Here is an 18106-nt window from a genome sequence, read left to right as displayed (position 1 = left end):
ATATACATTATATTTGACATTGGAAGGAAAAAACCGGAATGCGCTTTAGTCTTGCTCCAATATTTCTGATAGTCTGCCAATTACTTGCTGCACAGAAACCAGTGATTCTGTCCGATTTTGTACAGGAGCTAAGTATTTCTGATATGCAGCTGCAGTTTCTGGCAGATCCTCATTGCTCGGTCCTTCCCGCGGAACTGTTTTCAGGGATGATGGACCAGCAGTTCAAACCAGTTGATTACAATAACCCGGATCCTGCTCTGGTAAACAGTGCGACCGGAAGTTGCATCTGGTTCCGATTCTATTTTGTAAACCGGTCCACCCGTCAGTTCGCCTTTCACCTGCAGCGAAACGATATCTCTGAATTTGATGAGTATAAACTGTACCAGAAGTTCGACAACGGCATGGTGACGGTGCGCAACTCAGGCAACAAGCTTCATCCCAGGAAAAAAGATGTGAATATCAGCGGATCGGATGACCTTCGCCTCTATCTTCCACCGGGCCAGAACGATACTCTGTATCTGAGCGTAACCCTGGGGCCGGAATCTGTGCTTTCAGATCTTATATTTACCATTTCGACCCAACATAGTGTTCTTGCCCATGACCGTTCCAAACGTCTTGTTTTTGGAATCTTCACCGGGATTCTTCTGATTATGATCCTTTATCATATCCCTCTTTTTGTCCGGGGGCGTGAAAACTCCTACCTCTACTATATTCTCTATATCCTGGCCTTCTTTTTCTTTTTCATCAATAAGGAGGGTTATATATACGAGTTAATCCCCCGGTTGATTACCGCACCTATTACCATCTTCCTGCTGGAGATATTCCTCCTCTTTTATCTTTTATTCGGACGCGCCTATCTGGATACCCGGAATACCCTGCAATCCTGGGATACGATTCTTCTGATCGCGGTCTGGTTTACGGTGGGGGGGCTTATTCTTAACTTTGCCATAATCCTGCTCCAGGGACTGGGTGTGGATGTGCCCTTTGTGATAGAACTGGGCGGATTTGCCATTATGATCGTCTCGGCCATCGGCTGCCTCTTCCTGGCAGTGGTACCTGCCATGATCCTTACCAGGGAGAATTTCCAGCCCGCCAGGTACTTTCTGTTTGCCAATCTCTTCCTGATACTGGGAATTGCCACCAACTATGCACTGGCCGATTATGCCATAGGAAAACACAGCCTGGAATTTGGCGTCACCCTTCAAATTCTTGCCTTTTCCATTGGTTTGAGTGAACGCATCAACCTCCTGAAAAAAAGCCGGGAGGTGGCTCAGCGCAGAATCATTGATCAGCTCAAGGAAAATGCAGCGCTGAAAGACAAGGTGAACCGCGAACTGGAGGATAAGGTACAGGAACGCACCTTTGAAATACAGGCACAGAAGGAGCATATCGAAAAACAGAATAAAGAGATCAAATACAGCTTCGACTATGCCAAGAAAATTCAAAATACCGTTTTGCCGGGAGACGAAGTTTTTGAAACTCTTTTTAGCGAACATTTTATTTTTTTCAAACCCCGGGATATCGTAAGCGGTGATTTTTACTGGATCTCCCAGAGTGGACACCGGATAGTGCTTACAGCTGCCGACTGCACCGGGCATGGAGTCCCCGGGTCTTTAATGAGTATGCTTGGAATCACCATGTTGCATGAGATTGTAAATGAGAAGGGAGTGATGAACTCCGATATGATTCTGAACCAGCTCCGTCTGAGCATAGCACGCACCCTGAAGCAGGAAGGAAGAATCGGGGAGCAGAAAGACGGCATCGATATGGCTCTGGTTATATATGATATGCAGACCAGGAAACTGGAGTTCTCCGGGGCCAACAACCCCGTATATATTGTCAGAAATGGGGAAATGTTAGAGTATAAGGGAAACAATATGCCGGTGGCATACTATGAAAAGATGTCGGATTTCACGAGGCACACTATCGACATGAAACAGGGCGACCGGGTCTACATGTTCACCGACGGTTTCCCTGATCAGTTTGGAGGTCCGCAGGGAAAGAAATTCAAATACAGACCTTTCAAGGACCTGTTGCTGGAAGTGCATGAACGCCCCATGGAAGAGCAGCACCGGATCCTTAGCCTGATTTTTGAGGAGTGGAAAGGAGACCTGAGTCAGATTGATGATGTACTGGTGATCGGTTTACGGCTGTAAGACTTCAGCAGCTCGCCTTTTTTTCTTTTCTTTGTAGCTCTAAAAAAGCAAGATAATGGCCAAAGTATTAACCAGCAGGGAAGAGAATTACGCGCAGTGGTATAACGATCTGGTATTAAAGTCAGGACTCGCCGAGAACTCGGCAGTGAGGGGTTGTATGGTGATCAAACCTTACGGATATGCCATCTGGGAGAAGATGAAGGCCGAACTGGACCGGAAGTTTAAAGCAACCGGGCACGAGAACGCCTATTTTCCTCTGTTTATACCAAAGTCATTTTTCAGCAGGGAAGCCGACCATGTGGAGGGTTTTGCCAAGGAATGTGCCGTAGTCACACACTATCGACTGAAAGCCGATGAGAAAAATGGCGGACTTATGGTGGACCCCGAAGCAAAGCTGGAAGAGGAACTGATCGTCAGGCCTACCTCCGAGACCATTATATGGAACACCTATAAGAACTGGGTTCAATCGTACCGGGACCTGCCCATCCTGATTAACCAGTGGGCCAACGTGGTCCGGTGGGAGATGCGCACCCGGCTTTTTCTCCGAACGTCCGAGTTTCTGTGGCAGGAAGGCCATACGGCACATGCCACCCGGGAAGAGGCTGAAGAGGAGACCCTCCGGATGGTGAATATCTATGCCGAATTCTCGGAAAAATTCCTGGGCATTCCCGTACTGCTTGGGAGCAAAACCGAGTCAGAAAAATTTGCAGGAGCTGTTGAGACCCTGACCATTGAAGCACTGATGCAGGACGGGAAGGCCCTGCAGGCCGGTACCTCTCATTTCCTGGGACAAAACTTTGCCAAAGCCTTTGATGTGCAGTTTACGAACAGGGAGGGAAAACTGGACCACGTATGGGCTACTTCATGGGGAATGACTACCCGGATGATCGGAGCGCTGATCATGGCACATTCTGATAACCATGGTCTGGTACTTCCCCCCAGGGTGGCTCCAATTCAAGTGGTTATTGTGCCTATCTACCGGGGCAATGAGGAGCTGCCTTCCATAACAGAGGTGGCTAATAAGATCAAAAATGACCTTACGGTACTTGGTATCGAAGTGAAGTATGATGACCGCGATACACAGAAACCGGGCTGGAAATTTGCCGAATATGAATTGAAAGGGGTACCGGTGCGAATTGCCATTGGTCCTCGCGATATTGAAAACGGAACCGTGGAGCTCGCCCGCAGGGATACCCTGGAGAAGAAAGTGCTTCCCCAGGAAGGACTTGCCACCTATATCAAAGCACTGCTGGAGGATATCCAGGAGCATATCTATAACAAAGCGCTGGAATTCAGGAATGCCCATACACATCGCGTGGATACCTGGGATGAGCTTGTGGACGTGCTTGAAAACAAGGGTGGCTTTGCCCTGGCCCATTGGGACGGGAGCCCCGAGTCGGAAGAACGGATCAAGGAAACCAAGGCAACCATTCGTTGCCTGCCGCTGAACGCTGTAGAGGAAGAGGGCCGGTGCGTTGTTAGTGGCAAGCCTTCCAGGAAGAGGGTTGTCATTGCGAAAGCCTACTAACTTTTTTTACCAAATAAAAATCGCTCCCATGAAACTACATGCATTTGTCCCGCTCCTGTCTGCCACATTTATTCTGCTTTTCCAGGGGTGTAACCAGGAAAAAGGACTGTTCGAACTTTTTTCAGGCACCCTGCCCCGCTTTGAGATTGAAGATGAGGATGGAAGCAGGTACACGGATCCCCAATCTCTTTTTTTTACTTTGAAAGGCGATGTGGTCGAGCTGGAAGGCGAAGTCTACTCGATTCAGCAAAGTTCAGAAAATGAGGAGCAAATCAGCTACACCACCACTATTCCCATTCATAGTGAACTTACGGTGAGCGCTCTTACTTACCTTAAAACGGAAAAGAAACTGCTCCTCCGTTTTACTGAAACTGAAAAAGAACTCAGTCTCGAAAAATTCAGCGACCTCATGGAACGCAAAGCGAAAGAGTTTGCAGAGGTGGAGTTAAAAACCGACCTCTCTCATCTCTCAGATAATCAAAGAGAAATGATCGGATTGCTCTTCCAGGTTGCCGATATCATGGATGATATTTACTGGGCGCAGGTATTTCCCGACAGGGATGCCGCACTGGCCTCCATGGTGGATGAGCATGTGGCCCGTTTCTTTCAGATCAATTACGGGCCCTGGGAGCGTCTTAACGGAAACCTCCCCTTTCTCCCGGGTTACGGACCAAAACCCAGGGGTTCAGGATACTATCCGGCCGACATGAGCAAGGAGGAATTTGAATCCCTGGATGATCCTGAAAAAAGCAGCCTCTATACCCTGATCACCAGGGACCCGGATGGTTCCTTACAGGTGGTCCCCTACCATGAAGCCTATGCCGGGCAGCTAAAACAGGCCTCTGAATTACTGAAACAGGCCGCGGATTTAGCTGAAGATAAGGGGTTTAAGAAATACCTGAAACTCAGGGCCGATGCCTTGCTGACCGACGACTATTACCCCTCGGATATGGCCTGGATGGATATGAAGGAGAATGACATAGATTTTGTGGTGGGACCCATAGAAAACTATGAGGATGCACTCTACAATTACAAGGCAGCTCATGAATCCTTCATCCTTATAAAAGACAAAAGCTGGAGCGAAAAGCTGGCCTATATCAGCTCGGTTCTTCCACAAATGCAGAAGAGCCTGCCTGTTCCGGAGGTTTACAAACAGGAGGTTCCGGGCAGTCAATCCGATCTGGGAGCCTACGACGTGATCTATTATGCCGGCGATTGCAATGCAGGCAGCAAAACCATTGCCATAAACCTTCCCAATGACGAACGGGTGCAGGCCGGTAAAGGCTCCAGGAAACTTCAGCTGAAAAATGCCATCCGGTACAAGTTCGAGGAAATCCTCCTGCCCATCAGCAATGTATTGATTGCAGAGGAGCAGCGCGAACACGTCACCTTTGATGCATTTTTCGAGAATGTGATGTTCCATGAGGTGGCTCACGGACTGGGACTGAACCAGACCATCCATGGTTCAGGAACGGTTCGGTCGGCCCTGAAAGAGCAGTACAGTGCCCTGGAAGAGGGAAAAGCAGATATTCTCTCTTTGTTCCTGATCACCAAAATGTACGAAGAGGGTATGCTCGGTGAACGGGACCTGATGGATACCTATGTGACCTTTATGGCCAGTATCTTCCGCAGTATCCGTTTTGGAGTGGCCAGTTCACACGGCAAAGCGAATATGATCCGTTTCTACTATTTCCAGGAGATGGGGGCCTTCGCGAGGGATCTGAACGGTACTTACAGCATCAATTTTGAAGCGATGCAGCAGGCTATGTACGAACTGACGAATCTGATTCTGACCACCCAGGGCGATGGCGATTATGAACTGGCTAAAAGACTGGTGGAAGAGAAAGGCTTTATCCGTGAGGAGCTGCAATCGGACCTGGAGAGACTTGAATTGCTTCATATTCCTGTAGATATTGTTTTTAAACAGGGCCCCGGTGTAGTCGGCCTGCAGTAAAATCATGCTTGAGGGATTCAACAGCTTTCTGAGTGAACTGGATCTTTGCAGACCGGATCACCGGATTCTCCTGGCGGTAAGCGGAGGTATCGATTCGGTGGTGATGGCCCACCTTTTTAAAGTCTCAGGATATGAATGCAGCATTGCCCACTGCAACTTTCAGCTCAGGGGAGAGGATTCAGATCTGGATGAAATGCTGGTCCGTTCACTGGCCAGTTCTCTGGAAATCCCGATTAAGGTCAAACGATTTGATGTCCGGAAGGAAATGCAGCAAGAGGGCATCTCCCTGCAAATGGCCGCCAGGGATCTGCGTTATGCCTGGTTTGAAGAGTTGTTGACCGAACACGGCCTGGACCGCCTGGCTGCGGCTCACAACAAAAACGATGCAGTGGAAACCTTCTTCCTGAACCTGTCCCGGGGTTCGGGATTAAGAGGTTTAAAAGGCATCTCACCAAGACGCGGAAACATCATCAGACCGCTTCTCTTTGCCTCGCGTTCCCAGATTGAATCTTATCAGCAGCAGCATGCCATTGAATTCAGGGAAGATGCCAGTAACCAGGAGAGCAGGTACCAGAGAAACAAGATCAGGCACGGGGTACTTCCTGTGATGGAACAGATCAATCCGGGCTTTATGGAAACCATGGAGGGGAATATGAAACGGCTGGGTGAGATCTACGAGATCTTTCAAAACTCCGTTGAAAAGGTCCGGCGGGAACTCTTTAAGGGGAAGCATGGAAAGATCAGCATCGATACGGAAAAACTCAGGGCCCTGACCCCTCCGGAGACCTGGATATATGAACTTTTCTCTCCCTATGGATTTACACGTTCTCAGTGTGAGGGGATCAGGAAAATTATGGACTCCGGACCGGGCCGCCTGTCGATCTCCACGACTCACCGGCTCTATAAGGACCGTAATCTGATGATCCTGGTGCCATCGGACAGCGCTTCCTTCGAACGATATTACCTGGACGATCCGGAAAAACACTCCTCCCTGCCCTTTCCCATGGATATGGAGGTACTGGACCGGTCGGAGCTTCCGCTTATTCCGGACGATCCCGGGACAGCCTGCCTGGATCTGGACCTGATACAGTTTCCCCTCACCATCCGGCGCTGGCAGCACGGAGACTATTTCTTTCCGCTCGGCATGAACCAGATGAAGAAGCTCAGCGATTTCTTTGTGGACACAAAAGTCCCGGTCCCTGAAAAAGAACGCATATGGATCATGGCCTCCGGAAAAAAAATCGTATGGATCATGGGGCACCGAATCGACCATCGCTTCCGGATCACTCCTTCCACCAGCCGGGTGCTCCTTCTACGATTCCAGACCTAGATTATGCCTCAGGCCCTGGAAAAAAACCTTTAACTGCTCCGTGTCACGAGCTTTGATCATTTCTATCAAACGATCCATCTGTTCACTGATCCGTTCCACCTGTTTCAGGCTGTGGGGACTGAGCAGAATCTCGGTGAGCAGGAAATCGTCCTCCGAAAGCAATCCTTCAGCGATGCTGAAGTGTTTTTTAAAGGTGGTTCCCGGTGCCTCCTGCTCCTTCATGCAGGCAGCAAATACCATGGTGGATGAGAAAGGAATGGAGAGTGAATAGGCAATGGTCTTATCATGCTCCTCAAAGGAGTATTCATGAACCCTAATTTTCAGACTGCTGTAAAACTCCCTGAAAAAAGCCTTCCCTTCCTCATCCGATTCCTTGATAATTATGGCATTTTCATTGCTCAGGTCCTTTACATTTCCAAAAGTGGGACCAAACATGGGGTGGGTGGAAACAAAGCGCCGGTTCAGTTTTTTGTAATACTCAGCCAGTCCGCTCTTTACCGAAGTGATATCAGCCACAATACAGTCTTTGGGAAGATAGGAGACAATATCATCAAAAACGGAGAGGGTCTTATCCAGACTCACTGCATTGATCAGCAGGTCTGGTGAAAAGTCCATGATCTCCTCATAGTATAAAAATTTCCTGGAATTGAAGAAGTATTTCAGTTTACTTCGATCCACATCATAGATGCCCACCTCATCATCGAGGCAGAGCGACTCCACCAGCCACGAACCCATGTTTCCGGCTCCAATAATTGCTATTCGCATTCCGTTCTATTCAGATTTGTGTTTAAAAATTCGTTCAGCTTCCTGTGCCTGCAGCAAAAAATCGGCCATCACCAGCGCGGCAGCCGCCTCTACGACCACCGGAACCCTCAGCGCAATGCAGGTATCGTGTCTTCCTTCAATGCTGAGATCCTCCATTTGGCCCGTAGCCATATTCATAGTACGCTGGGTCCGGTGTGTGCTGGAGGTTGGTTTTACGGCCACCCTGAAATAAATCTCATTGCCGTTGGATATTCCCCCGTTGATTCCTCCTGCACGGTTGGTCCCGGTGGTTCCGCTGGTAGATATAAAATTATCATTATGTTCACTTCCGGTCATCTTTGCAGCCCGGAATCCGGCACCAAACTCAATTCCCTTTATAGCTGGAATGGAAAAGATCATATGACTCATCACTGCCTCCACCGAGTCAAAGAAGGGTTCTCCCAGTCCGGGCGGAACTCCGGATATCCTGCACTCCACAATCCCCCCGATGGAATCCTGGTTCTCGATGGCCCGGTTCAGGGCGGATTCAATATCGCTGCTGCCACCTGCCTCCAGGAGCGCGGATCTTACCTCCATGGGAGCAAGAATCTTTTTTGCCAGCACACCTGCAGCTACCAGTCCCAGGGTCAGACGTCCCGAAAAATGTCCGCCCCCCCGATAATCCTGGTACCCTCCGAATTTATGATGCGCGGTAAAATCTGCATGCCCGGGCCTGGGAATATCCTTCAGCTGGCTGTAGTCTCTCGACCGGGTGTTTGTATTTTCAAAAAGGACCATTAAGGGAGCACCGGTAGTATGGCCGTTAAAGACACCGCTTTTGATCCCCGGAATGTCAGGTTCCTGCCTGGGAGTGGTTCCTTTTGCACCGCTTTTCCTCCTGGAAAAATCCTCTTCAAAATCCGATGGTTTCAGTGGAATTCCTGCAGGAACCCCGTCCATCACAATACCCACAGACTCTCCGTGCGATTCGCCAAAAATACTGACTCTGAATAATCTACCGAATGTATTCATGAGTTATCAATCACTTTATATAGTTCATTTAACTGTTTTATACTGAGCTGTCCCGGAGCGGTCTCATCTGCTTCAGTGGTGGAGGCAAAGGTAAATACAGCGCCCAGATAGGGGGCCACTACCCGGGTAATCCTTCCCAGGGGCCCCATTCCAAGAATCACCTTCTTGCCAGGAAAGTCATAGAGACTCAGCAGCTTACGGATATCCTCCGGGGCGTTCACCCAGGTGGCAATTTTCGCGATCTCCGCTCCCTTTTCGTAACAGGCTTTCATCAATGATTCCAGGTCTTCCCGGTCTGCCGTCCTGATAAAATCGTGATGGGAAATAATCACCCTGGTTCCCGTCGTGCCGGCAGTGCCAATCAACTGCTCCATCGCTCCGCGATCCGACTCGAGCTCAATATCCACATAGTCGGCACCCAGCTTCATACCCGCCTGCAAAAGTCCTGTCCGCTCCGGATCACTGTAGACTCCGGGACGACAGGTAACAATGGTTTCCATGTTTTTTGGCATCAGAGGAAAGAGCCTCGACGGAGACTCTTTAATCAGGTCGAGTCTCAACTCTATCAGTCCGGCTCCCGATTTGATGGCCTCATCCAGACCGGATATATGGGCAACACTAGCACAGATCATTGACCTGGGATTTAAGTTCCGACAGTGCCATGGGCCTGATGATGGTATTCCCTAATCCTTTCAGCAGAACCAGATGTACATCCTCTCCGCTCTTTTTCTTGTCCTTCCTGATATTCTCGTAGATTTCACCAGGATCCAGCTTCATGCGGGCAGGCAGTCCGGCCGAAAGAACCATCTGCTCGACCCGGTCCACCTCCGGCGCCGACAGCAGGCCCTGCAGGTGAGAAAGCCTGGCTGCCAGGATCATCCCCACCCCCACCGCTTCGCCGTGCAATACGCCCTTGTGACGCTCAATGGCATGCCCGAAGGTATGCCCGAAATTAAGAATCTTCCGCAGACCAGATTCTCGTTCATCCTTCTGAACCACCTCACTTTTTATAGTAACTGAAGTACTCACCACATGTTCAAGCACTTCTCCCTTCTGGCCCAGCAGGGCTTCCATATGCTCCCCGAGGTAGTCCAGAAACCGGATATCCCGGATAAGTCCGTATTTGATCACTTCGGCAATCCCGGAGACATACTGCCTGGTTTCCAGGCTGGTCAGCAGGGAAAGGTCGCACCACACAAAAGAAGGTTGCCGGATATTTCCAATCATGTTCTTATAGCCATCGAGATTCACCCCGTTCTTGCCTCCTATGCTGGCATCCACCTGACCCAGCAGAGTGGTGGAGATAAATCCAAAAGGCATTCCTCTAAGAAAAGTGGAAGCCACAAAACCAGCCACGTCCGTGGCCAATCCACCCCCCACCCCAATCATCAGTGTGGAGCGGTCGGCCTCCAGAGTCACCAGCTGCCTGTAGATGGCCTCCACGCTTTGCAGGGTCTTGTGCGACTCTCCGGAAGGAATGGTAAGCGACCTGTAAGGCTCAAAAATATCGTGGTGATGAAGCAGCACAAGCTCATCTATCAGCAAAATGGGTTCCATCTCCAGCGCCTGAAGCCGGGAAGAAAGAAGCTCTCCAACAAGGATCTCGGAGGCCCCTCCGGATGTGGTCAGTCTTAGCTGATGCATGATCTTACTCTTGGTTCATCACCCTGGTCTGGTGATTGATAGACTCCTGGTGAATGGAACGGTACAATTTAATAATAAACTCTTCACTAAGCCCTTTTCTGTCACCAAGTTTTAACCTGGTTTTCAACATATCATCCCATCGTTTGGTCTGCAGAATGGTAATATTATTATCCTTCTTATAGCTTCCGATCTTCTCTGAAATTCCCATTCTCTCCTCCAGCAGATTAATGATCCTGTCGTCCAGCTTATCGATTTGATCGCGCAGTTCGGCCAGGGTAAGCATTAACTCCTCGTTGACCTCCGGATCCCGGAATACCAGACGGTCGAGGATCTGTTTCAATCCGTCGGGGGTTACCTGCTGCTTCGCATCGCTCAGGGCCTTATCCGGATTGCAGTGCGTTTCGATGATCAGTCCGTCGAAGTTCAGATCCATCGCCTTCTGGGAGATATCATACAGAAATTCCCGGTTTCCGCAGATGTGACTGGGATCTGTGATGATGGGCATCTCCGGGATCCTCCTGCGCAATTCAATGGGCACCTGCCACTGGGGAACATTCCGATACAGGGTTTTGTCATAGCTGGAAAACCCCCGGTGTATGGCAGCCATTTGTTTAATACCCGCGTTGTTGATCCGTTCAATAGCTCCGATCCAGAGATCCACATCCGGATTTACAGGATTCTTGATCATTACCGGAATATTCACTCCGCGAAGGGAGTCGGCAATATCCTGGACTGCAAAGGGATTTGCCGATGTACGGGCTCCGATCCAGATGATATCCACTCCGAACTTCAGGGCTTCATATACATGCTTTACATTGGCCACCTCGGTTGCAACCAGCATTCCGGTTTCCCGCTTTACCGTCTGTAACCATTTTAATCCAATGGAACCAACTCCTTCAAAGGCATTGGGCCTGGTACGGGGTTTCCATATTCCTGCCCTGAATATCTTAATTCCCATTTCTGCCAGGGGAACTGCTGTGTTCATCAACTGCTCCTCGGTTTCTGCACTACAGGGGCCTGCCATAATCACAGGCTTTTTAAATATTTCCCCATCCAAGGAAATGGGTTCAAGCGCTACATCAACTACCATAATTCCTGCTTATTCAATGACTGTTTTTCCTTTTCTATATTCACCCAGGATTCCAATGGACGGGGTAAAGGGTCCGATGGCCTCCAGGGATCTTTTATACATATCGTAATCATTTATCTCCACATCCACAAAGAACATGTATTCCCAATCCTTTCCAACTATGGGCATGGACTGTATTTTGGCCAGGTTGATCTCATAATAGGACAGGATGGATAGGATCTTTGAAAGGGATCCGAATTTATGCGCAACGGTAAAGAAAACGGAGGCCTTATTTACCTCCCCCGGCGGCGTACGCGTTCCGTTCTCTGAAAGGATCAGGAAGCGGGTATAGTTCATTTTATTGGTCTCGATGCTCCCGGCAATGATCTCCAATCCATATTTTTCAGCTGCCAGCCTGCTGGATATAGCTCCCAGGTCCCTGGCTCCCGTATCGGCAACCTCCTTCGCACTCAGGGCCGTATCCATACTTTCGATCAGGCGGATGTGGGGGTGCTTATCAAAAAAGTCCTGGCACTGCAATATGGCCATGGGATGGGAATAGACCTCCCTGATCTCCGAAATATTCACACCCGGAAGGGCCACGAGGTTCTGTTTTATTCTCAGGTAGATCTCCCCGGTAATATGCATGCTGGTGTTGATAATCAGGTTGTAGTTGGGGATAATACTGCCTGCCAGTGAATTTTCTATGGCCATGATTCCAAAATCACATTGCTGATCTTTCAAAGTGCTCACCATATCCCTGAAAGTATTTCTGGGAAGAATATCTATCTCCTCATTTTCAAAATAATGATGCGCAGCAATCTCGTGGAATGCCCCATAACCGCCCTGTATCGCTATTTTCTTCATTGGTCTAAAACAAAAAACCCGACTCAACAGCCGGGTATCGCAAGCATAAAAGAGTCCCGACCAGCTATCTGCAGGTAAAAAAGTAAAAATAATATACGGTACTTCTGAATGCCATGTAGCTTACAATCGGATGCAAACTTAAACAATTATTAGCAAATTAGCAAACTACCTTCCAAACTGTAAGGAGTAAGGAGCAAAACTAAAGTTTTATTAATATTGTCCTTGTGAAAACAGCGGAGAGATTTGAAAAAGTGATCGACTATTTTTTCAGGGAGATGCCGGTGGCAGAAACCGAACTGGAATATTCGGATCCCTATGAACTCCTGGTGGCGGTCATCCTCTCTGCCCAGTGTACCGATAAGCGGGTCAATCTGATTACCCCCTCCTTCTTCAGAATCTTTCCCGATGCGGCATCCCTGGCGGCTGCCAGGCAGGAGCAGGTACTGGAGTTAATAAAGACTTGTTCCTACCCCAACAACAAAGCCAGGCACCTGCTGGGAATGGCCCGCGTGCTGGATCAGAAGTTCCGGGGAATGGTCCCCGATACCCTGGAAGAACTGCAGGAATTGCCCGGTGTGGGACGCAAAACGGCCAATGTGATACTCTCTGTGGTTTTCCGGAAACCGGCCATGGCTGTGGATACGCATGTCTTCCGGGTAGCGGCGCGAATCGGACTCACCCGCAGGGCCAGGAACCCCTATGAAGCCGAGATGCAACTTGTCAGGTACATTCCCGAAGATAAGATTCCGCTGGCTCACCACTGGCTGATCCTTCATGGCCGTTATGTCTGTACCGCACGCAATCCGGCCTGTGATACATGTGGCATTCGCCAGATTTGCCGCTATGTTAATAAGAAGAAGAAACCCTGACCTAACTTTTACGTACATTTACTATGGCAAAAGCTCCGGTTATATATCAAAAAAGTATTATTTTTACTTAATAAGCATGCTTCTAACAAAGAAAAACAACCCTGCAAATAAAACCACTAAGCTATGAACCGTAACCTATTATCATCGGGTAGATTCTTCCTTCTTTTCCTGGTCGCCCTCGGACTTTTTCTGAGCGGATGTAAGCGGGGACCAAAAAGTGAAGGTGATGGCTCCGGGGAATTTGAAGCCACTGGTACGCTTGATGCAGAAACTCAGAAACAGTTGAATACAGCAAAGAGGATCTTCTATTCACTTCCTTCCCCTCTGGAGACTGCCATGTTAATAAAAAATGCCGGGGCGGAGTACAATGAGGAGTTAATGAATCCGACTTCCAATACCTCCAGGTACATCACCTCCAAAAGCAAAGCGCTGAACCTGGGGATTTACTCTACAGACTTAAGCTATGCCAGCCTCTTCGACCAGAGCCAGGCAACTCTGGACTATATCGGGGCGGCCAAGGAGATGGCAGACGGGCTAAATATCCTCGATGCCATCGACGAAGAGACAGTGACACGGCTGGAGGAGCAAATCAATAACCGGGATGCCATCATCGATATCATCTCCGAGACACTGATGAACTCCAGCTCCTTTCTTGAAGAGAATGATCTGGAAGGAACTGCATCGGTGATCCTGGTCGGAGGATGGGTGGAAGGGCTTTACATTGCCACCAGCCTGGTAAATGAAAATGACTTGGATGGTAATAAACTGGTTGAACGTATCGTAGATCAGAAACTATCGCTGGATATCATGGTCAACCTGCTGGAATCTTCACCGGAAGATAAAGATGCTCAGGAGGTCCTGGAAGATGTGAAAGCACTTAAGAGCATCTTCGATAAAATCACCATGAACCAGGGTGAGATCACCACCGTTGAAGATCCTGAAACCAACATAACCACGATCAAGTCAGAATCATCTTATAAGGTCACTCAACGGGTTTTTACTGAGTTGAAGGAAAAAGTTATTGAACTAAGAAGTAGCTATATATCTTAACACCATATATCATGACGAAGAAAGGCATACTCTTTATATCCCTGCTTGCTTGCATGATCTTTTTGCCAGTAGCAATGAATGCACAGTGCAAACAGTTCGCCAAAAATACCTGCAAGGCCAGCCTCGAACCTTATCAGCATGACGGAAATTACCATGCTGCCCTGTTGATCGAAGGTGAAGAAGCGGAGCTTTACAAGACCTTCTATTCGGACAGGGAATACAGGATCGGCGTGTGTGGTGCGAATAACCTGGAGCTTGTTGAATTCAAGGTACTCGATACAAGAAACGGCAAAGTTCTTTATGACAACAGCCTGAATGACTATGACTGGAAATGGGATTTTAACCTGGAATCGAGTCAGCAACTGAAGATCATGGTCAAAGTGCCTGTTCCTGAAGGAAATGTGGATGAACCGGAGGAGGGTTGTGTGGCCATCATGTTCGGATCCAAAGATGACTGACATTGCGCCACAAATGCTTTAAAAAAAATTACCTGAATGAGGGTTGACCGCGGAAACGGTCAACCTTTTTTTTTATATTGTCACTGCATAAACCAGCAATCCATTTTACCAAGCCAACAACTTTCTAACTAACACCCCAACTTTCCTATGAATCCCTCAGAGAATGATTATCACATGAGTTTCTTCAAGCCCAGCACTGAAAGTGCCAGACATAACAGAAACATGGTGGTACAGCTCGTTTTAATATGGGCTGTGGCCATCTTTGGTTTCCAGATCCTTTTGAAAATCCTGGAAAAACCAGTTCCGGAACCTTCCTATACCCAGTTTGAATCAAGCTGGCAGGCCATTGAAGCCGGAACAGCTACTGTGTCAGATTACCAGGAAGCCGGACAGGCGGTGCTTTCTGTACTGGGAAAAATAGCCCTGGATCCCGGTGATAAACTGCTCCTGAATCAAGCTTTGAGTCATTTTGCCTTCCAGATATCAGATCAGAAAGAGGATCTGAAGATGACTTTATCAGATTTTGAATCTTATGCCGGATCCATTACCGATATATCGGATGAAGCCTACGTGGCCATGAAAGATGAACTCATCCCTGTTCTGGCAGAACTCTTTGCTCTCAATGAACTGGATGTGCGTTCCAGGATCGCACCTCTCGAAGTAAAATCCGCACTGATGGAATCTTTTGAAGATACCGGCAGGGAACGGATGGTGGAAACCATGGGACTCTACCTGATACACAACAGGTCGGCCCTCACAGATACAAAATTTCTGGGTTTTCCCTTCCATTACTTCTATACCGCAGTATTTCTGTTGATACTTTTTGTGGGCTTATGCTGGCTCTACTGTGTAAGAACAGATATGTATAACAAAAGGTACGGTGTAGAAGACTGATCAACCGGTATTCATTTAAAAAAGATTCCAAACATGAAAAAAATTATATTACCCCTTGTTTTGCTCTCCTTTCCTGCCCTGCTTCAGGCAGCTACAGCTGCCACACAGCTGGAAGGCGGATTTAAGGTTGGACCTGCCATTATTTTAATAACCATACTGATCCTGTTCGTTTTGGTGGGAATTATCTTCCGTGCCAAGGACACCACCGATTTTTATGCGGCCGGACGAGGCATTTCCAAAGTTGGTTCGGGGATGGCCATTGCCTCCAACTGGATGAGTGCCGCTTCGTTTCTGGGAATGGCTGCTCTGATGTACGGTTCAGGATACCATGGCCTCTCCTATGTGGTGGGTTGGACCGGCGGCTATGTATTATTGCTGATCATGATGGCCGGTCAGATACGGAAATACGGAAAATATACCGCAGCCGATTTTATTGGTGACCGCTACTATTCAAAAAGCCTTCGGGCCGTTGGTGCCATTATTGCCATCCTGATATCCATCTCATACTGTGTGGGGCAGTTTGGCGGAATCGGTCTGATGTTCAAGTGGATCCTGGGAATCCAGTATCCTCTGGCTGTGATCATTGGTGGTACTGTAGTGCTGACCTATACCCTGATATCCGGGATGCTGGGAGTCACCAAGAATATGCAGATCCAGTATGTCATCATTATTATTTCTTTCCTGATCCCTCTCTTTATTCTGACCGCCAAGTTTGACTATTTCTGGCTGCTGCCTCAGATTGGGTACGGATCGGTGGTCTCCGATGCCATCACAGGCCTGCCCGTCAACGAGACCAAGGCACTGATTAACTCCCTGGGCCATGATTATGCCGTGGTTCCTGTGCCTGAATTTGCCATGCCCTGGGATCCGGCCACCGGTAAAACCTTTTTCCAGTGGATCGCCATTGCCTTTTCCCTGATGATCGGGACAGCCGGCCTTCCCCATGTAATCCAGAGGTTTTACGTGGTACCCAAGGCAAAGGATGCCAGATGGTCGGTGGTCTGGGGACTTTTCTTTATCTGCATTCTCTACTGGAGTGCACCGGCTTACGCCGCCTTTGGCAAGATCCTTTCCGCACACCCTGAAGTGGGAACGCTGGCCAAAGATGCCATTGTGGTCTACACGGCCCAGCTCGGTAATGTTCATCCGCTGATTGTGGGACTTCTGGCTGCCGGAGGTGTATCTGCCGCCTTCTCTACGGTATCGGGGCTGCTGGTGGCGGGTTCTTCAGCCTTTGCCCACGACCTCTATGTAAAAGTGATCAATCCTCAGGCAAGTCCCGGGAAACAGCTGCTTTACGCTCGGCTTGGGACCATACTGATGGCCATTATCGTCACCCTGATTGCTCTGAAGAATTTTGCACTGATCGGTCAGCTCGTAGCCGTAGCATTCTCACTGGCCGGCTGTACCATATTCCCTCTTTTCCTGCTGGGAATCTGGTGGAGCGGATCCAACAGGTCGGGTGCCATTGCCGGTCTGATTACCGGCGGGACCGTGTCCATCATAGCCATTACCTATTTTATTGCAGGAAAATCGGGAGTAACTCTTCCAGCTCACGAATTCATTTCTTACTGGCTCGAAGCCTGGTATTTTGCCTGGTTCGGTGCTCCGCTGGCCATCATCGTACATATCATTGTATCACGAATGACCAAAGAAACACCCATTGAGATCAGGAAGTTCCTTATCGAACAGGTTCATAGTTAACAAAAGATGAACGCTGCTGCTCAACGCTCCACTGGCAGGCTCGTTGGGATCATGGCCGTCATTGTGGTGGCTGGGATCCTTGTGGCCCGGGCCTACTATGGGAACCTGAACCGCAATGTGGATCCGAGGATCCTTCATGCCAGAGAGCTTTACGAACAATATGACAGCGATGCCCGGTCGGGCGACTACTTCCGTATTTTCGTTCTGCTGGACTCCATCGCCGCCATCTACCGGGAAACCCCGCATTATGCCGGATCATTTGAACTGGGAGTCCTGCATAACAACAGAGCCGCTGCCCTGCTGACCATTGCCCTCTACCGGGACAGTATACCGGATGCGGTAAATCCCTTCACGGACCTGCCGCCCGACTCCCTGGTGTCCATGGCAGAAACCAACATCCGGACAGCCATGGACATCTACCGGGGATGGAACGAACGTTTCGAAGGAAAAGAGGAAGAAGAAATCAGGCAGATGATCGGGGAAGAATTCATGCAGGGAATGGAGCAAAGACATACGGGCCAGGCGGATAAATACCTCGATAACAGGGTGAAAGAGATCAGCAATGCCCTGCTTGAGAACCAGAGAAGACTTTCAGTTTGTTACACCAACCTGGGTCTGGTAAACCGTATCCGGAAAGACTATACCGAAGCTGTGACACAATATGAACAAGCCATCGATTTGTGGGACCGGAACCTGGATGCCGAAAACAACCTGAATAAACTGCTTGGCAGGCCTGTGAAAAAACGAAACCTGATTCAAAAAATGTTCCCTCCGAAAAAAGAGATATCAAGCAAATAACTAAACCTG

At 48.9% G+C, this 18106-nt stretch carries 16 protein-coding genes; 10 read left to right on the top strand and 6 right to left on the bottom strand.

The window, feature by feature from the left end; genetic code table 11:
• The first annotated feature begins 143 nt into the window (after window positions 1-143).
• The 4 genes from P1P86_09655 to tilS are packed head-to-tail and all read left to right on the top strand — an operon-like array spanning window position 144 to window position 6968.
• On the top strand, window positions 144-2156 hold the full coding sequence (locus P1P86_09655; protein MDF1575443.1) for a 7TM diverse intracellular signaling domain-containing protein: 2013 nt from the start codon (window positions 144-146) through the stop codon (window positions 2154-2156).
• A 55-nt stretch (window positions 2157-2211) separates the two neighbouring features.
• Window positions 2212-3684: a proline--tRNA ligase gene (proS, locus tag P1P86_09650; GenBank protein MDF1575442.1), complete on the top strand. Its 1473-nt coding sequence runs from the start codon at window positions 2212-2214 to the stop codon at window positions 3682-3684.
• Window positions 3685-3712: 28 nt separating this feature from the next.
• On the top strand, window positions 3713-5638 hold the full coding sequence (locus P1P86_09645) for a Zn-dependent hydrolase (GenBank protein MDF1575441.1): 1926 nt from the start codon (window positions 3713-3715) through the stop codon (window positions 5636-5638).
• 4 nt (window positions 5639-5642) lie between these two features.
• Window positions 5643-6968, top strand: coding sequence for a tRNA lysidine(34) synthetase TilS (gene tilS, locus P1P86_09640; protein ID MDF1575440.1), 1326 nt, complete (start codon window positions 5643-5645; stop codon window positions 6966-6968).
• On the opposite strand, the gene P1P86_09635 is transcribed toward tilS, so the two are convergent.
• The 6 genes from P1P86_09635 to P1P86_09610 are packed head-to-tail and all read right to left on the bottom strand — an operon-like array spanning window position 6951 to window position 12324.
• A complete protein-coding gene (locus tag P1P86_09635) occupies window positions 6951-7733 on the bottom strand; it encodes a prephenate dehydrogenase/arogenate dehydrogenase family protein (protein MDF1575439.1) in 783 nt (260 codons plus the stop codon). The two genes, tilS and P1P86_09635, sit on opposite strands and share 18 nt — an antisense overlap.
• Window positions 7734-7739: 6 nt before the next feature.
• Window positions 7740-8744: a chorismate synthase gene (locus P1P86_09630; GenBank protein ID MDF1575438.1), complete on the bottom strand. Its 1005-nt coding sequence runs from the start codon at window positions 8742-8744 to the stop codon at window positions 7740-7742.
• Complete coding sequence (locus tag P1P86_09625; protein MDF1575437.1) at window positions 8741-9376, bottom strand: type I 3-dehydroquinate dehydratase; 636 nt, start codon at window positions 9374-9376, stop codon at window positions 8741-8743. Before P1P86_09625 ends, P1P86_09630 begins: the two co-directional genes overlap by 4 nt.
• Window positions 9363-10388, bottom strand: coding sequence for a 3-dehydroquinate synthase (gene aroB, locus P1P86_09620; protein MDF1575436.1), 1026 nt, complete (start codon window positions 10386-10388; stop codon window positions 9363-9365). Before aroB ends, P1P86_09625 begins: the two co-directional genes overlap by 14 nt.
• A gap of 4 nt (window positions 10389-10392) precedes the next feature.
• Complete coding sequence (locus tag P1P86_09615) at window positions 10393-11478, bottom strand: bifunctional 3-deoxy-7-phosphoheptulonate synthase/chorismate mutase type II (protein MDF1575435.1); 1086 nt, start codon at window positions 11476-11478, stop codon at window positions 10393-10395.
• 9 nt (window positions 11479-11487) lie between these two features.
• On the bottom strand, window positions 11488-12324 hold the full coding sequence (locus P1P86_09610; GenBank protein MDF1575434.1) for a prephenate dehydratase: 837 nt from the start codon (window positions 12322-12324) through the stop codon (window positions 11488-11490).
• A gap of 224 nt (window positions 12325-12548) precedes the next feature.
• On the opposite strand from P1P86_09610, the gene nth reads away from it, so the two are divergent.
• The 6 genes from nth to P1P86_09580 all read left to right on the top strand — a co-directional run bounded on the left by nth (window position 12549) and on the right by P1P86_09580 (window position 18097).
• Window positions 12549-13193, top strand: coding sequence for an endonuclease III (gene nth / locus P1P86_09605; GenBank protein MDF1575433.1), 645 nt, complete (start codon window positions 12549-12551; stop codon window positions 13191-13193).
• Window positions 13194-13316: 123 nt separating this feature from the next.
• Window positions 13317-14243 (top strand): hypothetical protein, encoded by a 927-nt coding sequence (locus P1P86_09600; protein MDF1575432.1) that lies wholly within the window; start codon window positions 13317-13319, stop codon window positions 14241-14243.
• 11 nt (window positions 14244-14254) lie between these two features.
• Complete coding sequence (locus tag P1P86_09595) at window positions 14255-14701, top strand: hypothetical protein (GenBank protein ID MDF1575431.1); 447 nt, start codon at window positions 14255-14257, stop codon at window positions 14699-14701.
• 174 nt (window positions 14702-14875) lie between these two features.
• Window positions 14876-15595, top strand: coding sequence for a DUF4212 domain-containing protein (locus P1P86_09590; protein MDF1575430.1), 720 nt, complete (start codon window positions 14876-14878; stop codon window positions 15593-15595).
• Between the two features lie 33 nt (window positions 15596-15628).
• Entirely contained in the window at window positions 15629-17299 is a 1671-nt protein-coding gene (locus P1P86_09585; protein MDF1575429.1) for a VC_2705 family sodium/solute symporter, read from the top strand.
• A gap of 6 nt (window positions 17300-17305) precedes the next feature.
• Entirely contained in the window at window positions 17306-18097 is a 792-nt protein-coding gene (locus tag P1P86_09580; protein ID MDF1575428.1) for a hypothetical protein, read from the top strand.
• Window positions 18098-18106: the final 9 nt, after the last annotated feature.

The organism is Bacteroidales bacterium (assembly GCA_029210725.1).
GTDB lineage: Bacteria > Bacteroidota > Bacteroidia > Bacteroidales.
This window is presented reverse-complemented; position numbering and strand designations above follow the sequence as displayed.